This is a genomic window from Streptomyces sp. 130, from assembly GCF_007096885.1.
Classification (GTDB): Bacteria; Actinomycetota; Actinomycetes; order Streptomycetales; family Streptomycetaceae; genus Streptomyces.
The window spans coordinates 165,011-180,968 of record NZ_VJNO01000005.1 but is presented as its reverse complement, the minus strand read 5'-3'; the positions used below and the strand labels follow the sequence as shown (position 1 = coordinate 180,968).

12 protein-coding genes, 1 tRNA gene and 1 pseudogene are annotated in these 15,958 nt (G+C 68.3%); 7 read left to right on the top strand and 7 right to left on the bottom strand.

Annotated elements, in window-relative coordinates; translation table 11 throughout:
- Window positions 1-29 precede the first annotated feature (29 nt).
- Window positions 30-575, top strand: a complete 546-nt coding sequence (locus tag FKN01_RS06960; protein ID WP_143617476.1) for an ATP-binding protein — start codon at window positions 30-32, stop codon at window positions 573-575.
- Window positions 576-611: 36 nt separating this feature from the next.
- Here the strand turns inward: FKN01_RS06960 and FKN01_RS06955 are convergent, their stop codons facing one another.
- Both FKN01_RS06955 and FKN01_RS06950 read right to left on the bottom strand, forming a co-directional pair.
- A complete protein-coding gene (locus tag FKN01_RS06955; RefSeq protein ID WP_143617474.1) occupies window positions 612-2,072 on the bottom strand; it encodes an aminopeptidase P family protein in 1,461 nt (486 codons plus the stop codon).
- 98 nt (window positions 2,073-2,170) lie between these two features.
- Complete coding sequence (locus FKN01_RS06950; RefSeq protein ID WP_260696805.1) at window positions 2,171-3,541, bottom strand: PP2C family protein-serine/threonine phosphatase; 1,371 nt, start codon at window positions 3,539-3,541, stop codon at window positions 2,171-2,173.
- Window positions 3,542-4,137: 596 nt separating this feature from the next.
- On the opposite strand from FKN01_RS06950, the gene FKN01_RS06945 reads away from it, so the two are divergent.
- Entirely contained in the window at window positions 4,138-4,839 is a 702-nt protein-coding gene (locus FKN01_RS06945; RefSeq protein WP_143617472.1) for a bifunctional DNA primase/polymerase, read from the top strand.
- 610 nt (window positions 4,840-5,449) lie between these two features.
- Here FKN01_RS06945 and FKN01_RS06940 read toward each other — a convergent pair.
- The 3 genes from FKN01_RS06940 to FKN01_RS06925 form a co-directional block, all read right to left on the bottom strand.
- On the bottom strand, window positions 5,450-6,415 hold the full coding sequence (locus tag FKN01_RS06940) for a DUF5926 family protein (RefSeq protein ID WP_143617470.1): 966 nt from the start codon (window positions 6,413-6,415) through the stop codon (window positions 5,450-5,452).
- Between the two features lie 132 nt (window positions 6,416-6,547).
- The gene (locus tag FKN01_RS06935; RefSeq protein WP_185992777.1) at window positions 6,548-7,150 is read right to left on the bottom strand and encodes an ATP-binding protein; all 603 of its coding nucleotides are present in this window, start codon (window positions 7,148-7,150) and stop codon (window positions 6,548-6,550) included.
- Between the two features lie 209 nt (window positions 7,151-7,359).
- Entirely contained in the window at window positions 7,360-8,208 is an 849-nt protein-coding gene (locus FKN01_RS06925) for a glycerophosphodiester phosphodiesterase family protein (RefSeq protein WP_143617467.1), read from the bottom strand.
- A gap of 190 nt (window positions 8,209-8,398) precedes the next feature.
- Between FKN01_RS06925 and FKN01_RS06920 the strand changes: the two genes are divergently transcribed.
- Both FKN01_RS06920 and FKN01_RS06915 read left to right on the top strand, forming a co-directional pair.
- Window positions 8,399-9,913, top strand: a complete 1,515-nt coding sequence (locus FKN01_RS06920) for a S1C family serine protease (RefSeq protein WP_143617465.1) — start codon at window positions 8,399-8,401, stop codon at window positions 9,911-9,913.
- Between the two features lie 53 nt (window positions 9,914-9,966).
- Window positions 9,967-10,054: transfer RNA gene (locus FKN01_RS06915), tRNA-Ser, on the top strand.
- Window positions 10,055-10,193: 139 nt separating this feature from the next.
- Here the strand turns inward: FKN01_RS06915 and FKN01_RS06910 are convergent.
- Window positions 10,194-11,087 carry a site-specific integrase gene (locus tag FKN01_RS06910; RefSeq protein WP_185992773.1) on the bottom strand — a complete coding sequence of 298 codons (894 nt, stop codon included), beginning with the start codon at window positions 11,085-11,087 and terminating at the stop codon, window positions 10,194-10,196.
- Between the two features lie 271 nt (window positions 11,088-11,358).
- Here FKN01_RS06910 and FKN01_RS06905 point away from each other — a divergent pair.
- Both FKN01_RS06905 and FKN01_RS06900 read left to right on the top strand, forming a co-directional pair.
- Window positions 11,359-11,874: pseudogene (locus FKN01_RS06905) on the top strand (UTRA domain-containing protein); the annotation flags it as partial.
- A 168-nt stretch (window positions 11,875-12,042) separates the two neighbouring features.
- The gene (locus FKN01_RS06900; protein WP_260696803.1) at window positions 12,043-12,522 is read left to right on the top strand and encodes an ATP-binding protein; all 480 of its coding nucleotides are present in this window, start codon (window positions 12,043-12,045) and stop codon (window positions 12,520-12,522) included.
- A gap of 123 nt (window positions 12,523-12,645) precedes the next feature.
- Here FKN01_RS06900 and FKN01_RS06895 read toward each other — a convergent pair whose 3' ends face one another.
- A complete protein-coding gene (locus FKN01_RS06895; RefSeq protein WP_143617463.1) occupies window positions 12,646-13,671 on the bottom strand; it encodes a DNA cytosine methyltransferase in 1,026 nt (341 codons plus the stop codon).
- 134 nt (window positions 13,672-13,805) lie between these two features.
- Here FKN01_RS06895 and FKN01_RS06890 point away from each other — a divergent pair, with 134 nt between their 5' ends.
- Window positions 13,806-15,950, top strand: a complete 2,145-nt coding sequence (locus FKN01_RS06890; RefSeq protein ID WP_221939358.1) for an ATP-binding protein — start codon at window positions 13,806-13,808, stop codon at window positions 15,948-15,950.
- The last annotated feature ends 8 nt before the right edge of the window (window positions 15,951-15,958 follow it).

Below are 15,958 nucleotides of genomic sequence, written 5' to 3'. Positions count from 1 at the left end.
ATGTCTAGCCGCAGCCAGGAGGCCGGAGCATGAGCATCTGGTGGTCACTCCATTTGCGGCGCGACGCTGCGAGCGTCCCGCTCGCCCGTCGGTTCCTGCTCGGCTCGATGGAATCCGCGGGCGTGGACCCGGACATCTCCTTCGACCTGTCTCTCGCGCTCAGCGAAGCCTGTGCGAACGCGGTGGAGCACGGCGGGGAGCACGGCGCCGCCTCCGACGGCGCCGGGGAGGGCCGGGAGGCCTGGGAGGACCCGTCGGCCACGGCCAGTGGCCAGTACCGGGTCACCGCCTATCTGGACGGTGCGAAGTGCCGTATCGAAGTCGCCGATTCGGGTCCCGGTTTCCCCACCCGGGGCGGGCCCCGCGCATCGGAGGGGCAGCCCGGGAGCGAACTGCCGGACCCGCAGTACGCGACGCATCCGCCCGTCACCGCCGAGGAGGGGAGGGGTCTGTGCCTGATCGAACAGCTCGCCGACCACGTCCACTTCGGCAACCGCCCGGGGTGCGCCGGCGCGGTCGTGAGCTTCGACAAGGTCCTGAAATGGCGGAAGGACGCCCTGCTCATGGTGTCCTGAGCGGGGCGCCCTTCCGTACGTACGGCAGGCGGTGGGTCAGCCCTTGAGCCGGGCCATCCACGCCTCGACCTCGTCGGCCTGGCGGGGCAGCTTGTCCGAGAGGTTCCGGTTGCCGTCCTCGGTGACGAGGATGTCGTCCTCGATCCGGACGCCGATGCCGCGGTACTCCTCGGGCACGGTCAGGTCGTCGGCCTGGAAGTAGAGACCGGGCTCGACGGTGAGGCAGACGCCCGGCTCCAGCGTGCCGTTCACGTATGCCTCGGTCCGGGCGGCGGCGCAGTCGTGGACGTCCATGCCGAGCATGTGCCCGGTGCCGTGCAGGGTCCAGCGGCGCTGGAGGCCCAGTTCCAGGACCTTCTCCACCGACAGGTCGCCGAGCAGGCCCCACTCGACGAGCTTCTCGGTGAGGACCCGCTGGGCGGCGTCGTGGAAGTCGCGGAAGTCGGCGCCGGGCTTGACCGCGGCGATACCCGCTTCCTGCGCCTCGTACACCGCGTCGTAGATCTTGCGCTGGAGCGGTGTGAACGTGCCGCTGATGGGAAGGGTGCGGGTCACGTCCGCCGTGTAGAGGTCGTTGGTCTCCACCCCGGCGTCCAGCAGCAGCAGCTCGCCCGAGCGCACGGCACCGTCGTTGCGCACCCAGTGCAGGGTGGTCGCGTGCGGTCCCGCGGCGCAGATCGAGCCGTACCCGATGTCGTTGCCCTCGATGCGGGCGCGCAGGAAGAACGTTCCCTCGATGTAGCGCTCGCTGGTCGCCTCGGCCTTGTCGAGGACCTTCACGACGTCCTCGAAGCCGCGTGCGGTGATGTCGCACGCCTTCTCCAGCTCGGCGATCTCGAAGGCGTCCTTCACCAGGCGCGCCTCGGAGAGGTGGACCCGCAGCTCCTCGTCGCGCTCGGCGGTGACCTTGTCGGTGAGGGCGGCCTCGATGCCGGCGTCGTGGCCGCGGACGACGCGGACGGGGCCGGTGGCCTCGGCCAGCGCGGCGGGCAGCTCGCGCACGTCCTTGGCGGGGATGCCCAGCAGCTGCTCGGCCTCGGCCAGGGAGTGGCGGCGGCCGACCCACAGCTCGCCCTGGCCGTCGAGCCAGAACTCGCCGTTCTCCCGGTTCGAGCGGGGCAGCAGGTAGATGGTCGCCTCGTGCCCGTGGTCCGTCGGCTCCAGGACGAGGACGCCGTCCTGCGTCTGGTCGCCGGTGAGGTACGCGTATTCGGTGGAGGCGCGGAAGGCGTACTCGGTGTCGTTGGAACGGGTCTTCAGCCGGCCGGCGGGAATGACCAGGCGCTCTCCGGGGAAGCGCGCGGAGAGCGCGGCGCGGCGGTCGGCGGTGTGGCCGGCCTGGGCGATCGGCTCCAGGCCGTGCAGCTCGGTGTCGGCCCAGCCGGACTTCATGCTGGCGGCGAGCTCGTCGGACACGCCCGGGTACAGGCCGTTCTTCCGCTGCTTGACCGGCTCTGTCTCTTCGGTCTCCGGGGTCTCCGGGAACTCCTCAGACACGACTGTTCTCCTTGATACGACACTGGACCTTCTCCATCGTACGGGCGTACGGAAGGGGGCCCAGGGCCGGAAGGCCTCTTACACCGGAGGGGTCCGGCTCAGTCGAACCGGGCCGCGAGCACGACCACGTCCTCGGTGCCGTCCGCCCGCCCGGCCCCGTCCGGCAGCACGGTGCGCACCACGTGGTCGGCCACCGAGGCGGCGTCTGTGCGCAGCGCCCTCGGGACGCTCGCCGCCGCCGAGTGGAGGCGCGCGTAGGCCCGGTCCATCGAGTCGCCCGCCCGGCGCAGCAGCCCGTCGGTGTACAGCAGAACCGTCTCGCCGGGTGCGGGCGCGATGTCCACACTGGGCGCTTCCCAGCAGGACAGCATGCCCAGCGGGGCGGAGAGCGTGGTCTCCACGTACGAGGTGCGGCGCTCGCCGGTGATCAGGGGCGGCGTGTGTCCGGCCCCGGCGAGCAGGATCTTGCGGCGCGCCGGTTCGCAGTACGCGAAGAGGGCGGTCGCCGAACGGGCGGGCTCGGTCAGCCGGAGCAGCAGTTCGAGGTCGGAGAGCACGGCGACCGGGTCCTCGCCCTCCATCACCGCGTACGCGCGCAGCCCGGCCCGCAGCCGCCCCGTGGCTGCCAGCGCGCTGGGGCCCGAGCCGCCCACCGAGCCGACGGCGAGGCCGAGGGCGCCCTCCGGCAGGGCCAGCGCGTCGTACCAGTCACCGCCGCCCCGCGGGGCCACCTCGTGACGTACGGCGAGCTGGACGCCGGGGACCCGGGGCAGCCGGGTGGGCAGCAGTTCCTCGGCCACGGTGGCGACGTCGGCCCTGGCCCGTTCCAGTTCCAGCAGGCGGGCCAGGTGCTCGGAGGCGTATCCGGCGTACAGGCCGACGAGGTGGCGCTGGCGTTCCAGGGGTTCGGCGGGTTCGTCGTAGAGCCAGACGGCGGCGCCGAGCCGTCCGGTCGTCGCGGTGGCGAGGGGCAGGGCGTAGCTGGCGGCATAGCCGAGGCGGGCGGCTACCTCGCGTCTGCGGGGATCCAGGCCGCTGTCGCCGAGCAGATCGGGGGCGGTCAGCGGTCCGTCCGGGATGGGCAGGCCCTCCAGGACGCGTCCGTACGAGGTGGCGCTGCGCGGCACGGTCTCGATCTGGCCCAGTTCGGCGTGGGCCAGCCCGAGGCCGGTGGTGCTGACGGGGCCGCGACGGTCGGACGGTTCGAAGGCGACCAGGCCCCGGCGGGCGCCGACCAGGGCGGCCCCGGCTTCGAGGAACTCGTGCAGTGCGTCGTCCAGGGTGCTGGTTCCGGCCAGCCGCTCAGTGAGCTCGTGGAGCGTGGTGAGGTCGGAGACCCAGCCGGCGAGCCGGTCCTGGATGAAGGCCCCGGGCGCGGCCGGCACCGCATCGAACGGCCCGGCAGTCTCATCCGAAACCGGAACTTCGGGATTGATTCCAGCCACTTTTGGCAGGTGCGGAGCGCTCATGGTCGCCAGCTTTCCGAGCGGTGTGTTCCGTCGAATAGCATCGCAAACCCCCATGTCATTCTGCGCAGCTACCGTGCATCCACATGTACACGCACAAGTGAGGCGATGTCCAGTATTGTCCCCTCGTAAAACCCGGTGTCCGTTCCTTAATCAACTTGGCCAAAAAACGCACATTGCCGTACGCATTAGCGGTCGACTGGGTGCGGCCCGACGGGGGTGCACCTCCGGGTGAAGTCCCAGGGGCGCGTCATTCCGGGCATGCTGGGTACGTAATTCTCTGGATGGCCGTGGGGTGGCCCCGCCCGCCCCCGGAACCTGGCAGCAGGCCCGGACGTCCTGACTTGTGACGGCCGCGCCCCACCCCCCGAGTGGTGAGGCCGCACCCGCGGACCGCAGGCGCGCCCTGCGCCCCGCACCTCGCCACGATGCCGACCGCAAGCAGCTCCATCCGGCTCAGCACGGCTCACGCTCGGTACCGACGAACGACCCGTACCGCAGGCTCGACGAGCACGTACACCCAGAAGATCCGCAGGCATGGTGTGACCACGCACGATGCGGGCGGACCCTCGGCGTTCAACGGAAAGGAACGAGCGCTCATGCGCGAGATCCTCGGAAGGCGACGCAGGCTCGGCCGCAGGGGCGGCTCCGCCCGGCTCGACGCGGCCCTGACCTGCGCCACGGAGTGGCAGTGGCCCGTGGTCCCCGGGGCGGGGCTGCGCGGGGACGGTGACCGCGGCCGTAGTTGCGCGTGCCCCGACCCCGAGTGCCCGGTGCCCGGCGCGCACCCCTTCGACCCCGGGCCGCTCGCCGCGACCACCGATGCCCGGATGGTGCGCTGGTGGTGGACGAACCGGCCGACCGCGCCGGTGCTGCTCTCCACGGGCGGCCGTGCGCCGTGCGCCCTGAGCCTGCCGGCGGTGGCCGGTGCCCGCGCCCTGGCCGCCCTCGACCGGGCGGGTCTGCGCCCGGGCCCGGTGGTGGCGACGCCCACCCGGTGGGCGCTGCTGGTCGCCCCGTACACCCTGGAACGGCTCGGTGAGCTGCTGTACGCGCAGGACCGGGTCCCCAGCTCGCTGCGGTTCCACGGGGAGGGCGGCTACGTCGTCCTGCCGCCGTCGGAGATCGGCACGGGGCAGGTCCGCTGGGAGCGCGCGCCGGAGCGTGCTCCGGGTGTACGCCCCCAGAGCGCCGCCGGGCCGGCCGTGGGGCCCTGGCTGCCGGATGTCGAGGCCGTGCTGGACGTCCTGGTCGCGGCGAGTATGAGTGCCCCGGACGGCGGTAGCAGACTTACGCACTGAGCGGTTGCGGACAGGGTTGGCCAGATTCCGCTGCGCGCATGTTCTTTCAGAGGGCATTCATTACGGAGTTCTGTCGCTTCTCTGTCCAGTCTCCGGTGAATCTCTTCCGTTCTTCCCCGCTCCCTCCCACTTCCTTCCGTCTCGCTCCGCGATTTCGGGTAAACGGCCGGGCCGCTTGTGGAGCATCGGCTTGTCCGGTGGGGTCACTGACGCCGTGGGAATTCGGGTTGCCGCAGCAGCCCGGCGGGGCGGGGTCTTCTGATGGGACCTCGGGCGCTGTTCCCGTACCGGCGCGGGTTCAACCCGCTTCCCGAGCCGCGGGGCTGACGCCGGGCCATCGGGCTGACGAGCCGGGGGCCGGTGAGGAGCTGGGCGTCGGGGCGGGGTCCGTGCGCGGGTCCGCGCGCACCGGGCGCGCGGGGCGCGCCGTACCCGGAAATGAGGATGCCCGATCGCTGGCGACGGGGGATGCACCAGCGACCGGGCTTCTTGAACCGTAACAAGAGATCTGCCGTGCGCAAATTCGATCTCGCGTATTCGGACAGCGATTTACCTGCCGGTACGGCGAGTTGTGACGGGAGTCACCGTCCGGACCGGGCGGCGGTCACGGTCAGCTGAGCGTCACCTGGCGGTTGGTGAGGCCGCCGCGCGCCCGCCGCTCCTCGGCGGTGAGCGGAGCGTCCGCCGAGAGCGCCGTCGCGAGCCGCTCCGCGAACGCGGCGGCGGGCTTCTCGCAGTCCTCGGCGCCCATCTCGCTCGGCAGGTCCCAGACCGGGACCATCAGCCCGTGCGCCCGGAACGAGCCGACCAGCCGGGTGCCCTCGCCGAGCGAGGAATCGCCCGCGGCGTGCAGCCGGGCGAGCGCGTCGAGCAGCTGCTCCTCGGCGTGCGGCATGACCCAGCGCAGGTGGTTCTTCTCCGGCGTCTCGCACCAGTAGGCGGCGTCCACACCGGACAGCAGGGCGGTCGGGATCGCCGCCTCGTTCGCACGTTCGAGCGAGGCGGACACCTCGGCCGTGGCGTTCTCCGAATCCGGCACCCAGAACTCGAAACCGGAGTGCACGACCGGCTCGAAGGGCACGTCGTTGTCCAGGAGGTCCTGCAGCCGGGGCCCGTCGGCCGGCACGCGGCGGGCGGCCACGGGCGAACCGGGCTCCGCCTCCAGCGCGCGGCTCAGCGTGTCCGCGAGGTCCCGGCTGAGGTCGCCGGAGGAGGTGTCGTTCTGCAGGGCGAGCAGGACGGAGCCGTCGTCGCGGCGCAGCGCGGGCCACGCCATCGGCAGGACCGTCGCGAGCGTCACCGACGGCACCCCCTCGGGAAGGCCGCCCTTGAGCGTCAGGTCGGCCGTGGCGGCCGGGACCAGCTCGCGCAGTGCGACCCAGTCGCACTCCCCGGCCAGGCCCTCGAACGGACGCTGGACCAGCTCGGTCACCGCCTGGGCCGCGGCGCGGCCGTGACACGCCTTGTAGCGGCGGCCCGAACCGCACGGGCAGGGTTCACGAGCCCCGACCACCGGAATCTCGCCGTCCTTGAGCTGCTGCTTCCCGGCCTTGGTCTGAGGGCGCTTCTTCGCCATGGTGGGCTTACTCCCGATTGCGACAGTGCGGTCTGGCCCGCGAGCCTAGCCGCCCCGCCGCCCGCCGGGGCACCACCGCCGTGCCCGCCTGCTCGGCCCGCGTACGCGAACCATGTCGCCCAGCCGGGGTGTTCAGCCCGCGTCGTCGAACGCGTCGTCGAACGCGCCGGTGAAATCAAGCCCTTCGAGCCTCGGTACGACGGTGGTCTTCGGCGCGCTCGGCAGCCCGGTCATCCCGGCCGGCCGGCCGCTGCCCCGCCCGCCCGGACGGTCGCCGTTGCGGCCGCGGGGGCCGTGGCCCCCGTCGACCAGCACCCAGACGGTCACCTCGCCCGGCGCGTCGTCCCGTACGCCCCACTCCTGGGCCAGGGCGCTGATGATGTTGAGCCCCCGGCCGCCGCGAGCGGTCACCGAGGGGGTGGCCGGCACCGGCCGGGTCGGGCCGCCGCCGTCCGTCACCTCGACGGTCAGCCCGCCCGTCCTGTCGACGTGCCAGGCGGCGCGCACGTCGCCGTCTCCCGCCCCGGTCTGCCACCCCAGCGGCCTGCCGTGCCGGCAGGCATTGCTGAGCAGCTCGGAAAGAATCAGCACCGCATCGTCGACGACCGAATCCGACACCCCGTGGCTGCGCAACTGCTCGCGCATCCGGTGCCGCGCCTGACCCACGCCCGCAGGACCGTGGGGAACGGCCATGCTCGACGACGTGGGCACCTCCTGTGCCACCACCAACGCCACCCCCGAGACCTCCTTTGCCCCCACGCCACGGAGTGGATGCCCTCCTGAGCTGTGCCGGAAACCGGAGAAGGGGCTGTCAGTGACGCACTCGTCACGAACAGGCACAGTCCGAGTGCGCCGGTGTACTCCCTGTAGTTGATCTCCTGATGGGTAGATGGGCTGATGCGTTCATACGCGGATACGCCGAGACGCGCGCCGACGCACCGACGTCACGCACGGCCGAGCTGGGCCAGGACCTGCTTGGGGCGGTTGGTGATGATGGCCTCGACGCCGAGCCGTACGCAGAGCTCGACGTCCTCCGGCTCGTTCACCGTCCAGACGTGCGCCCGGTGCCCGGCCCGGTGGAGCCGTTCGATGTAGCCGGGGTGGCTGCGCAGGATGCGGACGCTGGGTCCGGCGACGCGGGCTCCGGCGGGCAGCCGCCCGTCGCGCAGCCGGGGCGACACGAACTGCATCAGGTACACGGTGGGCAGATGGGGCACGGCCGCCCGGACGCGGTGCAGCGAGCGGGCCGAGAAGCTCATGACGCGTACCGGCGAGGGGGTGCCGGCCGGCGGCGGCGCGTCGAGCCCGAAGCGTTGCAGCAGGTGCAGAAGGCGTTCCTCGACCTGTCCCGCCCAGCGGGTGGGGTGCTTGGTCTCGATGGCCAGCTGGAGCGGCCGCCCGGCCGCCCGCGTCTCCACGAGGAGTTCGAGCAGCCGTTCCAGGGTGAGTACGGAGGTGAGCTCGCCGGGCACCGGGTCCCAGTCCGGCGACTCCGTGTCGTCGCGGTCCTTCCAGGAGCCGAAGTCGAGGGCGGCGAGGGCGTTGAGCTCCAGGGCGGAGACCGCGCCGCGCCCGTTGGACGTACGGTTCACCCTGCGGTCGTGTACGCAGACGAGGTGGCCGTCGGCGGTGAGGCGTACGTCGCACTCCAGGGCGTCGGCACCGTCCTCGATCGCCTTCCGGTAGGCGGCGAGGGTGTGCTCCGGGGCGTCGTCGGACGCGCCCCGGTGGGCGATGACCTGGATGGGATGCCGCGTGGGGTGCTGCTTCCGTGCTCGGTTCACCCGGGCCATGGTGTCACCGCGGGGACACGGCCGTGCACCCCTTGCGACGCGAGACCGTTTTGTCCGATGTAAGGGCCGTGCGCAGATGCACAGGTCCTGCTTACAGTGGCCTGACGTGTCGTGGGAAAAGCTGCTTGCGGACACGTACACAGCGGATCTCTTGCCGAATGACTGATGTGGAACCGAGGAGTAAAGAGCTGTGAGCACCGAGAACGAGGGCAACGAGGGCAACGCGGCGGAGGCCGCCCCGTCCGTACCTCCCGTGCCGGCCGACGCTCCCCAGGCGCATCCCGAGGACGCGCCCCCCGCCGTCTCCCGCCCGGATGAGACGGCCACACGGCAGCAGCCGGCCGCACAGGCGCCGGACCAGCCGCCCGCCCCCGCCCCCACCGCCGCCCCTTCCTCGCCGGACCCCGCGACCGCGCAGACGGCCGCCTACCCGACGAACCCGCAGTACGCACCCCCGCCCCCGCCCCAGTCGGCGGCCGACGCGGGCTGGCCTCCGCCGCCCGCCGTCCCGGCGTACGCCCAGGCGGCGCACGGCAGCGGCGGCGGCCCGGTGTGGGGTCCGCCCGGCGGAACGCACGCCCCCGAGGCACCGCGCAAGCGCGGTGCGGGCGGTCTGGTGGCCGCCGTGGTGGTGGCGGCGCTCGTGGCGGGCGGCATCGGCGGCGCCCTCGGCTACTGGGCCGCGGACCGCAACGACGACTCCGGTTCGACCACGGTCTCCGCGTCGGCGAACCAGCAGGACCTCAAGCGCGACCCGGGCACCGTTGCCGGGGTCGCCGCCAAGGCCCTGCCGAGCGTCGTGACCATCGAGGCGCAGGGCGGTGACGGCGAGGGCGGCACGGGCACCGGCTTCGTGTACGACAAGGAAGGCCACATCCTCACGAACAACCACGTGGTGGCCTCCGCGGCGGACAGCGGCCAGCTCACGGCGACGTTCTCCAACGGCAAGAAGTACGACGCCGAGGTGGTCGGCCGGGCCCAGGGTTACGACGTGGCCGTCATCAAACTGAAGAATCCGCCGCAGTCCCTGACGCCGCTGCCGCTGGGCAACTCGGACAAGGTGGCGGTCGGCGACTCCACGATCGCCATCGGCGCCCCGTTCGGCCTGTCCAACACGGTCACCACGGGCATCATCAGCGCGAAGAACCGCCCGGTCGCCTCCGGTGACGGCAACGGCGGCAGCAACTCGTACATGAGCGCCCTGCAGACCGACGCCTCGATCAACCCGGGCAACTCCGGCGGCCCGCTGCTCAGCGCGGGCGGCGCGGTCATCGGCATCAACTCGGCGATCCAGTCGACCGGCAGCTCCGGCCAGAGCCAGGCGGGCTCCATCGGCCTCGGCTTCGCGATCCCGATCAACCAGGCGACGACCGTCGCCCAGCAGCTGATCAAGACCGGCCAGCCGGTCTACCCCGTCATCGGCGCGACGGTGACGATGGACGAGCAGAGCGGCGGCGCCGTCATCGCGGACCGGGGCACGGGCGGCACGGACGCGGTCACGAAGGACGGCCCGGCGGCCAAGGCGGGCCTGCGCGCCGGCGACGTCATCACGAAGTTCAACGACACCGTCATCGACAGCGGTCCCACCCTGATCGGCGAGATCTGGACCCACAAGCCGGGCGACCGGGTCACCCTGACCTACGAGCGGGACGGCAAGACGGCGACGGCCGAAGTCACCCTGGGGGAGCGCAAGGGCGACAGCTGACCGGCTAGGCTGTCCCCGCGCCAAACCGGTCCTCACCGACCGCGCAGGCGCGGGGTGGGTTGCCCGAGCGGCCTAAGGGAACGGTCTTGAAAACCGTCGTGGCGCGAGTCACCGTGGGTTCAAATCCCACACCCACCGCCACAGGTCAGAGAATGTGCAGGTCAGAGGGCGGGTCTCCACTCCGGAGACCCGCCCTCTGCGTTCACCTTGTCTCACCCCGGGTACCTGTTTCCCGGTGTCGGCCAGGCCGTGTGGGCCATACGTGGGCCAGAACCGCGCCCTACTCCTCCGCGCGAAGCCCCTGCTCAACGAGCAGATTAGCTGCCGCCGACCCGCCCTTGAGCAGCTTGGCGTAGAACCGGTAGAGCACCGCGAGGCTGTGGCTGGCGCGGGACGCGGCTTCGACCGGGTCCATGCCGGACTTGATCCACAGGGAAATGGCCGCGTGCCGCAGGGCGTACGGTACGTCGGCTAGCGGGGTGCCCTGCTCCCGCTCGCTGAGTACGGCCTTCCGGGCCTCGCTCCAGACCTCGGAGTATTCGTTCGAGGTGAGGCGGCCACCACGCACGGCCCGGAACAGCCGGCCGTCCGGGGCGACGCCGAAGCGCGCGATGTGAGCGCGGACCATGCGGACGTACACCGGCGGGGCGGGCACGGCACGTACGGACTTCCGGGCGCGGTGCTTCAGGCCCCGCACGTCGTGGGACTTCCCGCTGTCGGTCCAGCCGCTGCCCACCCCGGGGTGGCTCTCCGAGACCAGGACTTCGCCCCACGCGTCCGGCTCGCTCTCCGGCGGCAAGTCGAAATCAGACTCTCGCAGGGCCACGGCCTCGCGGGGGCGCGTCGCCAGGTAGTACACGGCCCCGTAGAACGCCTCCAGATGCTCGCCTCGGGCCCCCTGGGCGGCCACGCCGGCGAGCAGAGCGCGAGCGAGCCGCGGACCGGGCACCCAGCGGAAGTCGACCTCATCCGACGTCTGAGGCGCGGTCCAGTCGACGGACAGAAACGGGTGGCGGGTGAGGAGCGCCCGTTCCTCAACGGCGTACCGGAAGGCGTTGCTCAGCACCATGCGTTTCCGGTTCGCCGTGTTCTCCGCCGCCTGCTTCCCGTTCAGGAGCTTGGAGAGGGCGGACAGTGCCGCGCGTACGTGCTCGGGCTTTGCCGCCTCATCCACCCGCATGGAGTGTTGGGCGACCCATTCCAGGGCCTCGCGGATGTTGTCCGGGAGCTCTTGGCCGTCAGCACGCGAGACCAACGCTTCCTCCGGACCGTCCACGGCCCGGAACGCCCACTGATAGAGGGTGGACCGAAGCACGCGAGCGTCAGGGCTAGCGCCCCGACCGCTCGTGAAGACGGGCGTCACGACGGCAAGAGACTCCGCAATGCTCGCTCGATGCTTGGCCGCCGCTCCGGGCCACTTCATGAGCGCGTATGCCTTGGCGTGCTCGGGCGCCCAACGTCAGGACCGGGGACGCTGTACCGGCTCCAGCTGGGGGACGGGCGAGCGGTCCGACTCGCACCAGGCAGCCGTTGTGCCAGCACCCGCCGACGTGGCCCAGGCCCTGGACATCAAGCCCGGCTCGAAGGTCGTACGGCGTAGCCGGGTGTACCGGGACCGGCACGGCATCGTCGCTCACAGCACGTCGTGGATTCCCGCCCGGTACGGGAAGCTGGTGCCGCAGCTGGCAGAGAGCGAGCGTCTGACGGGAGGCACGTCGCTTCAGCTCATCGCGCAGGCAACCGGCCACCCGATCACTCGCCGCATCGACACGGCATCGGCCAGCCGTCTCACGCCAGAGCACGCGCTGCTTCTGAAGCTGGACTCGGAGAACCCGCCGGCCGATCCGGTGGTCGTGATGACCGCGAAGTTCCTGGACAGTGAGGACACCGTCGTGGAGTACGGCGTCGACCTTGGTGCGCCAGGCCGTACGTGGCGCACCGAAACCGAGGTCACCCTGTGACAGGTGCGAACACCACACCCGCGAACGAGCCAGAAGGGCGAGAGGGCGCCCCCCGCTCACGGCCAGACCTGGCGGCAGCACCGCGCCAGGAACCGAAACCGAGGCAGCAGCCATCTCGCGAGTCATGACGCAAGCGACGCCCACACGCCCCCCCCGTTCTGCGTGCTGATGGCAGGACTCCCAGGCTCCGGCAAGACCACACTGTCCCGTGCCCTGACGGATCGGGGATTCGTCCGCCTGTGCCCGGACGAGGAAATGTTCCGCCGACACGGCGTCTACGGAGTCGACTTCCCCCGGGGCATCTTCCCCACTCTGGAGCGACCTGTGCTCGAAGATGTGGCCGCAGACCTTCGCGCCCAGCTCAAGGCTGGACACGATGTGGTTGTCGACCACGGCTTCTGGACTCCCGATGACAGGGGTAAGTGGCAAGGCATTGCCTCCGAGGTTGGCGCCGTCCCCGTGCTCGTCTACCTCGCAGCCACCCATGACGAACTGTGGGCGAGGTCAGCAAGCGCAACGAGTTCCATGCCAATGATCCAAACGCGATCTACTTCGCGGAGAGCGATCTCCAGCGCTATCGCACCCGTTTCATCCCACCCACTAAAGAGGAACCGCACCTGCTATACGAGGGCGATCCTGCCGCCGTAGTTGGGGCTCTGAAGGGGGGTGACGGCTAAAGCGAGTCAGAGTAGACGCACAGGCAGTGGGGTAGCAGCACACGGCGGTATGTCCGGACATGGAATTACTGTTCGTGTGGAGATGCGTAAGCCCCTAGAACACCAGGCGTTTGACTGCATGACCCAACACGGTCGCCATACGTACAGGTACAGCATTGCCAATCTGCCGTTCTATATCCCCGTAGCTTCCTTCGAAATCGTAATCAAAGGGGAAAGTCTGGAGGCTTGCCGCTTCTCGCAGCGTGATACCTCGGTGTTCTTCGGGGTGAAGGAACGAACCGCATGCCGGAGTTGTGCAACGGGTTGTCATCGTCGGTGCTGGACCATCCCACTTGATCCGTCCGTACGATGCCGTGGCAGTCCTCTTATTCAGCCGCTTGTGGCATTCGAGTTGATATTCTTCCGGCAAATCGAATCTGCCACCTCCCTCCGGGATTGCTTCTATCCGAAGCCGGACCTTATCAGAGCTTTTTCTGTAACGATCGAGTGGGTCGTCCGATCGCGCAAAAGAGCGTAGTTCCGTAAAAGTGTCCCGCACCGATACTGCAGATTCAAATTCCGAAATCAGTTCGGCGATATCGAGAGGTAGCGCACTCCTCTTCCCCTTGACTGCCAGCATGATGAGTCGTCTGCGGCGTTGCGGAACGCCGAAACGAGATGCTTGGAATTCGTAAACTTGCGTTGCGTAGCCGAGTGAGTGGAGCGAATCTCGTACAAAGGCGAGCCTCGCATCCTTACTCAGCCCTGGAACGTTTTCCAGCAGAACGGCTCTAGGCAAAAAGGCCCGCACGAAGCGCACGGTGTGGATCACAAGGTCGTTGCGTTCCTGGTCCGTCAGGCCCCTGCCAGAGGCCAGGGATGAGAAGCCCTGGCAGGGTGGACACGTCTTGAGCAAGGTGAGTTCACCAGGAGCCAACCCCAGCTCCCTGCGCATGCTCGTGGCACGAAGCGAACGGATGTCGGACTCCCAAAGTTGGGAGTCAGGGTGGTTCTTCGCGTGGGTCGCAGCAGCGCTTGGATCGATCTCCACAGCACCCAGGACTCTGAAGCCAGCCTTCGCGAGCCCCAAGGTCGCTCCGCCGGCGCCAGCAAAGAGGTCGATGGCAGTGGGCTTCGTCACGGCTGGATGTTAGCCCACTAGGTGCCCCGTGGCCATGGCGTGCGCCGCATGCAACCCGCGTGCGCCCTAGGCAAGCTGACCTAACGTCATGCAGGATGTCGGATTCAACATCGCCACGCCTAGGGGGGTACCTAATGTCGGATGCGGTCAATCACGAGCAGCTTCCTATGAGCCTTTCTGAAGGGGATGCGGGAGGAGTGCAGTCGCCGGAGGCCCCTGCCTCTGAATCTGGCCACCAGTACACAATGCGCATCAGTCGGCTCACGATTGATAAACTGGGTATCAAGCTTTATGACCGCGTTTCCGCAGTCCTAGCCGAACTGATCGCTAACTCCTACGATGCCGACGCCGAGAACGTCACTGTAACGCTTCCCTGGGGTGCCTTCTTGTATGACCCCAAAGCTCCACACCTGTCTGCTGCTTACGAAGTCGTCATTCAAGACGACGGTCACGGAATGACGCCAAGCGAGGTTAATCGTCACTACCTGACAGTGGGGGCGGATCGAAGGACGCGCACTGGAAGCGACAAATCTCGTGAAAAGAATCGCCCGGTGATGGGAAGGAAGGGAATCGGTAAACTCGCACCGTTCGGTATCTGTAAAACCGTTGAGGTGATCTCTACCGGAGGCGAGCTGACCGATCGTGGGTACATCACCTCTCATCTAATCCTCCACCTGCCTGACATGCTCGCCGACACGGATAGTGACTATCACCCCGAGATCGGCGACCTCAACGGCACTTGGTCGGACAAACGGGGCTCGGTCATCAAACTTCGAGACTTCTCCCGAAAGCGTGTCCCGTCGAAGGAAGAGCTCAACAGGCAGCTAGCTGCAAGGTTCGGACTGGAGCGCGCGGACTGGCGCGTTTGCGTGAAGAACGCATCCAAGGTGTCTGATGAGTTTACCCTAGGGCGCTTGAAAATTGACCTCATGGACGGCACTCGGATCGAACTCGATAATCGTCCTGTGCCTTTTGATTCTTCATTTCTCCCCGTGACGGGGTACGTGGCGTACAGCGATGGTCCTTATAAGGATGCCAATATGGCGGGTGTGCGCATCTATGCTCGCGGAAAGTTTGTAGCTCAAACAGCAGACTTTGGTATCGCTGCTGGATTCCATGGTGAATTCAAGCTGCGAAGCTATATCGTGGGGGAGCTTCATGCGGAATGGCTGGACGAAGACGAGGATCTTATCCGATCCGACAGGCAAGACATCATCTGGTCGTCGGACATTGGGGAAGCTCTAAGTACTTGGGGGCAGGACCTCATCCGCGAACTCGCTCGCCGCAGCGAGGATTTCGCGCGCCGAGAGAAGATGCGATACTTTCTGGAAAAGTCGCAGTTGGAACAAAAACTGCGTGAAGCAGCACCGTCAGATCCCGCATATCGAGATTCGGTAAAGGAGGCGGCGGCGCTGTTGGTGCGTGACACCGATCGCGATTCACTCAAGAACCCCGAACATGTTGAACGGCTGGGCAACCTAGCCATGTCACTCGGTCCTCATCGCAGCCTCCTGCAGGCGTTGAGGGAAGTGGCTGACACAACAGAGACGACGGTAGACGCAGTCATGGATCTGTTCCAGAAGGCGCATATTGCCGAGATGTACTCTCTCGGTCAGGTTGCTGCGGAACGCCTCGAAGTCGTGGCTAAACTCGAAGCGCTGATCTCTGATGGGAAAACGCTGGAAAGGCCCCTTCAGGAACTTATCGAACAGGCCCCCTGGCTTCTCGCTCCCGAGTGGACGCCCCTGGGGATGAACGAGTCCCTGAAGCGAGTGCGGGCTAGCTTCGAAGCCTGGTACGCCAAGAAGTACGGTGTTCCTATCAGCACTTCTGCGATCGAGAGGAAGGCGAAGGAGCCGGACTTCGTGTTGCTTCACGACTCTGGCATTCTCTGGATTGTGGAAATCAAACGCATGGGGTATAAGCTGACCGATGCGGAATTCCTCAATGCCATGAATTACTTGGACTCATTGCACAGGTTCCTGGAGGAGAATCCCGACCTAGGTCAACAGTTCCCGTACCGGAAACTGACCTTCGTGGTCGACTACATCGACAGGATGAACGCCGTCTCGCTGTCATCACTTGAAAGTGATGTGAGGGTTTCAAGGAAGACTTGGCATGAGGTGCTGGACTCAACTAAGCGAGCACACAAAGACTTCCTCGACCGGGTGGAGTCAACCGCTGGCGGCTGGACTCCGGTAGCGCCTGAGCCCGCGCGGCGTGTGATCGCCCCGCGCGACTCTACGGACGATCCTGCGCAGCCTCAGTTGGGCCAGTAGCTCACCCG

Excerpts from the sequence above, each read along its gene's own strand:
- FKN01_RS06960 (WP_143617476.1), top strand. The coding sequence starts at position 30 with ATGAGCATCTGGTGGTCACTCCATTTGCGGCGCGACGCTGCGAGCGTC.
- FKN01_RS06950 (WP_260696805.1), bottom strand. The coding sequence starts at position 3,541 with ATGAGCGCTCCGCACCTGCCAAAAGTGGCTGGAATCAATCCCGAAGTT.
- FKN01_RS06945 (WP_143617472.1), top strand. The coding sequence starts at position 4,138 with ATGCGCGAGATCCTCGGAAGGCGACGCAGGCTCGGCCGCAGGGGCGGC.
- FKN01_RS06940 (WP_143617470.1), bottom strand. The coding sequence starts at position 6,415 with ATGGCGAAGAAGCGCCCTCAGACCAAGGCCGGGAAGCAGCAGCTCAAG.
- FKN01_RS06925 (WP_143617467.1), bottom strand. The coding sequence starts at position 8,208 with ATGGCCCGGGTGAACCGAGCACGGAAGCAGCACCCCACGCGGCATCCC.
- FKN01_RS06900 (WP_260696803.1), top strand. The coding sequence starts at position 12,043 with ATGGCAGGACTCCCAGGCTCCGGCAAGACCACACTGTCCCGTGCCCTG.
- FKN01_RS06890 (WP_221939358.1), top strand. The coding sequence starts at position 13,806 with ATGTCGGATGCGGTCAATCACGAGCAGCTTCCTATGAGCCTTTCTGAA.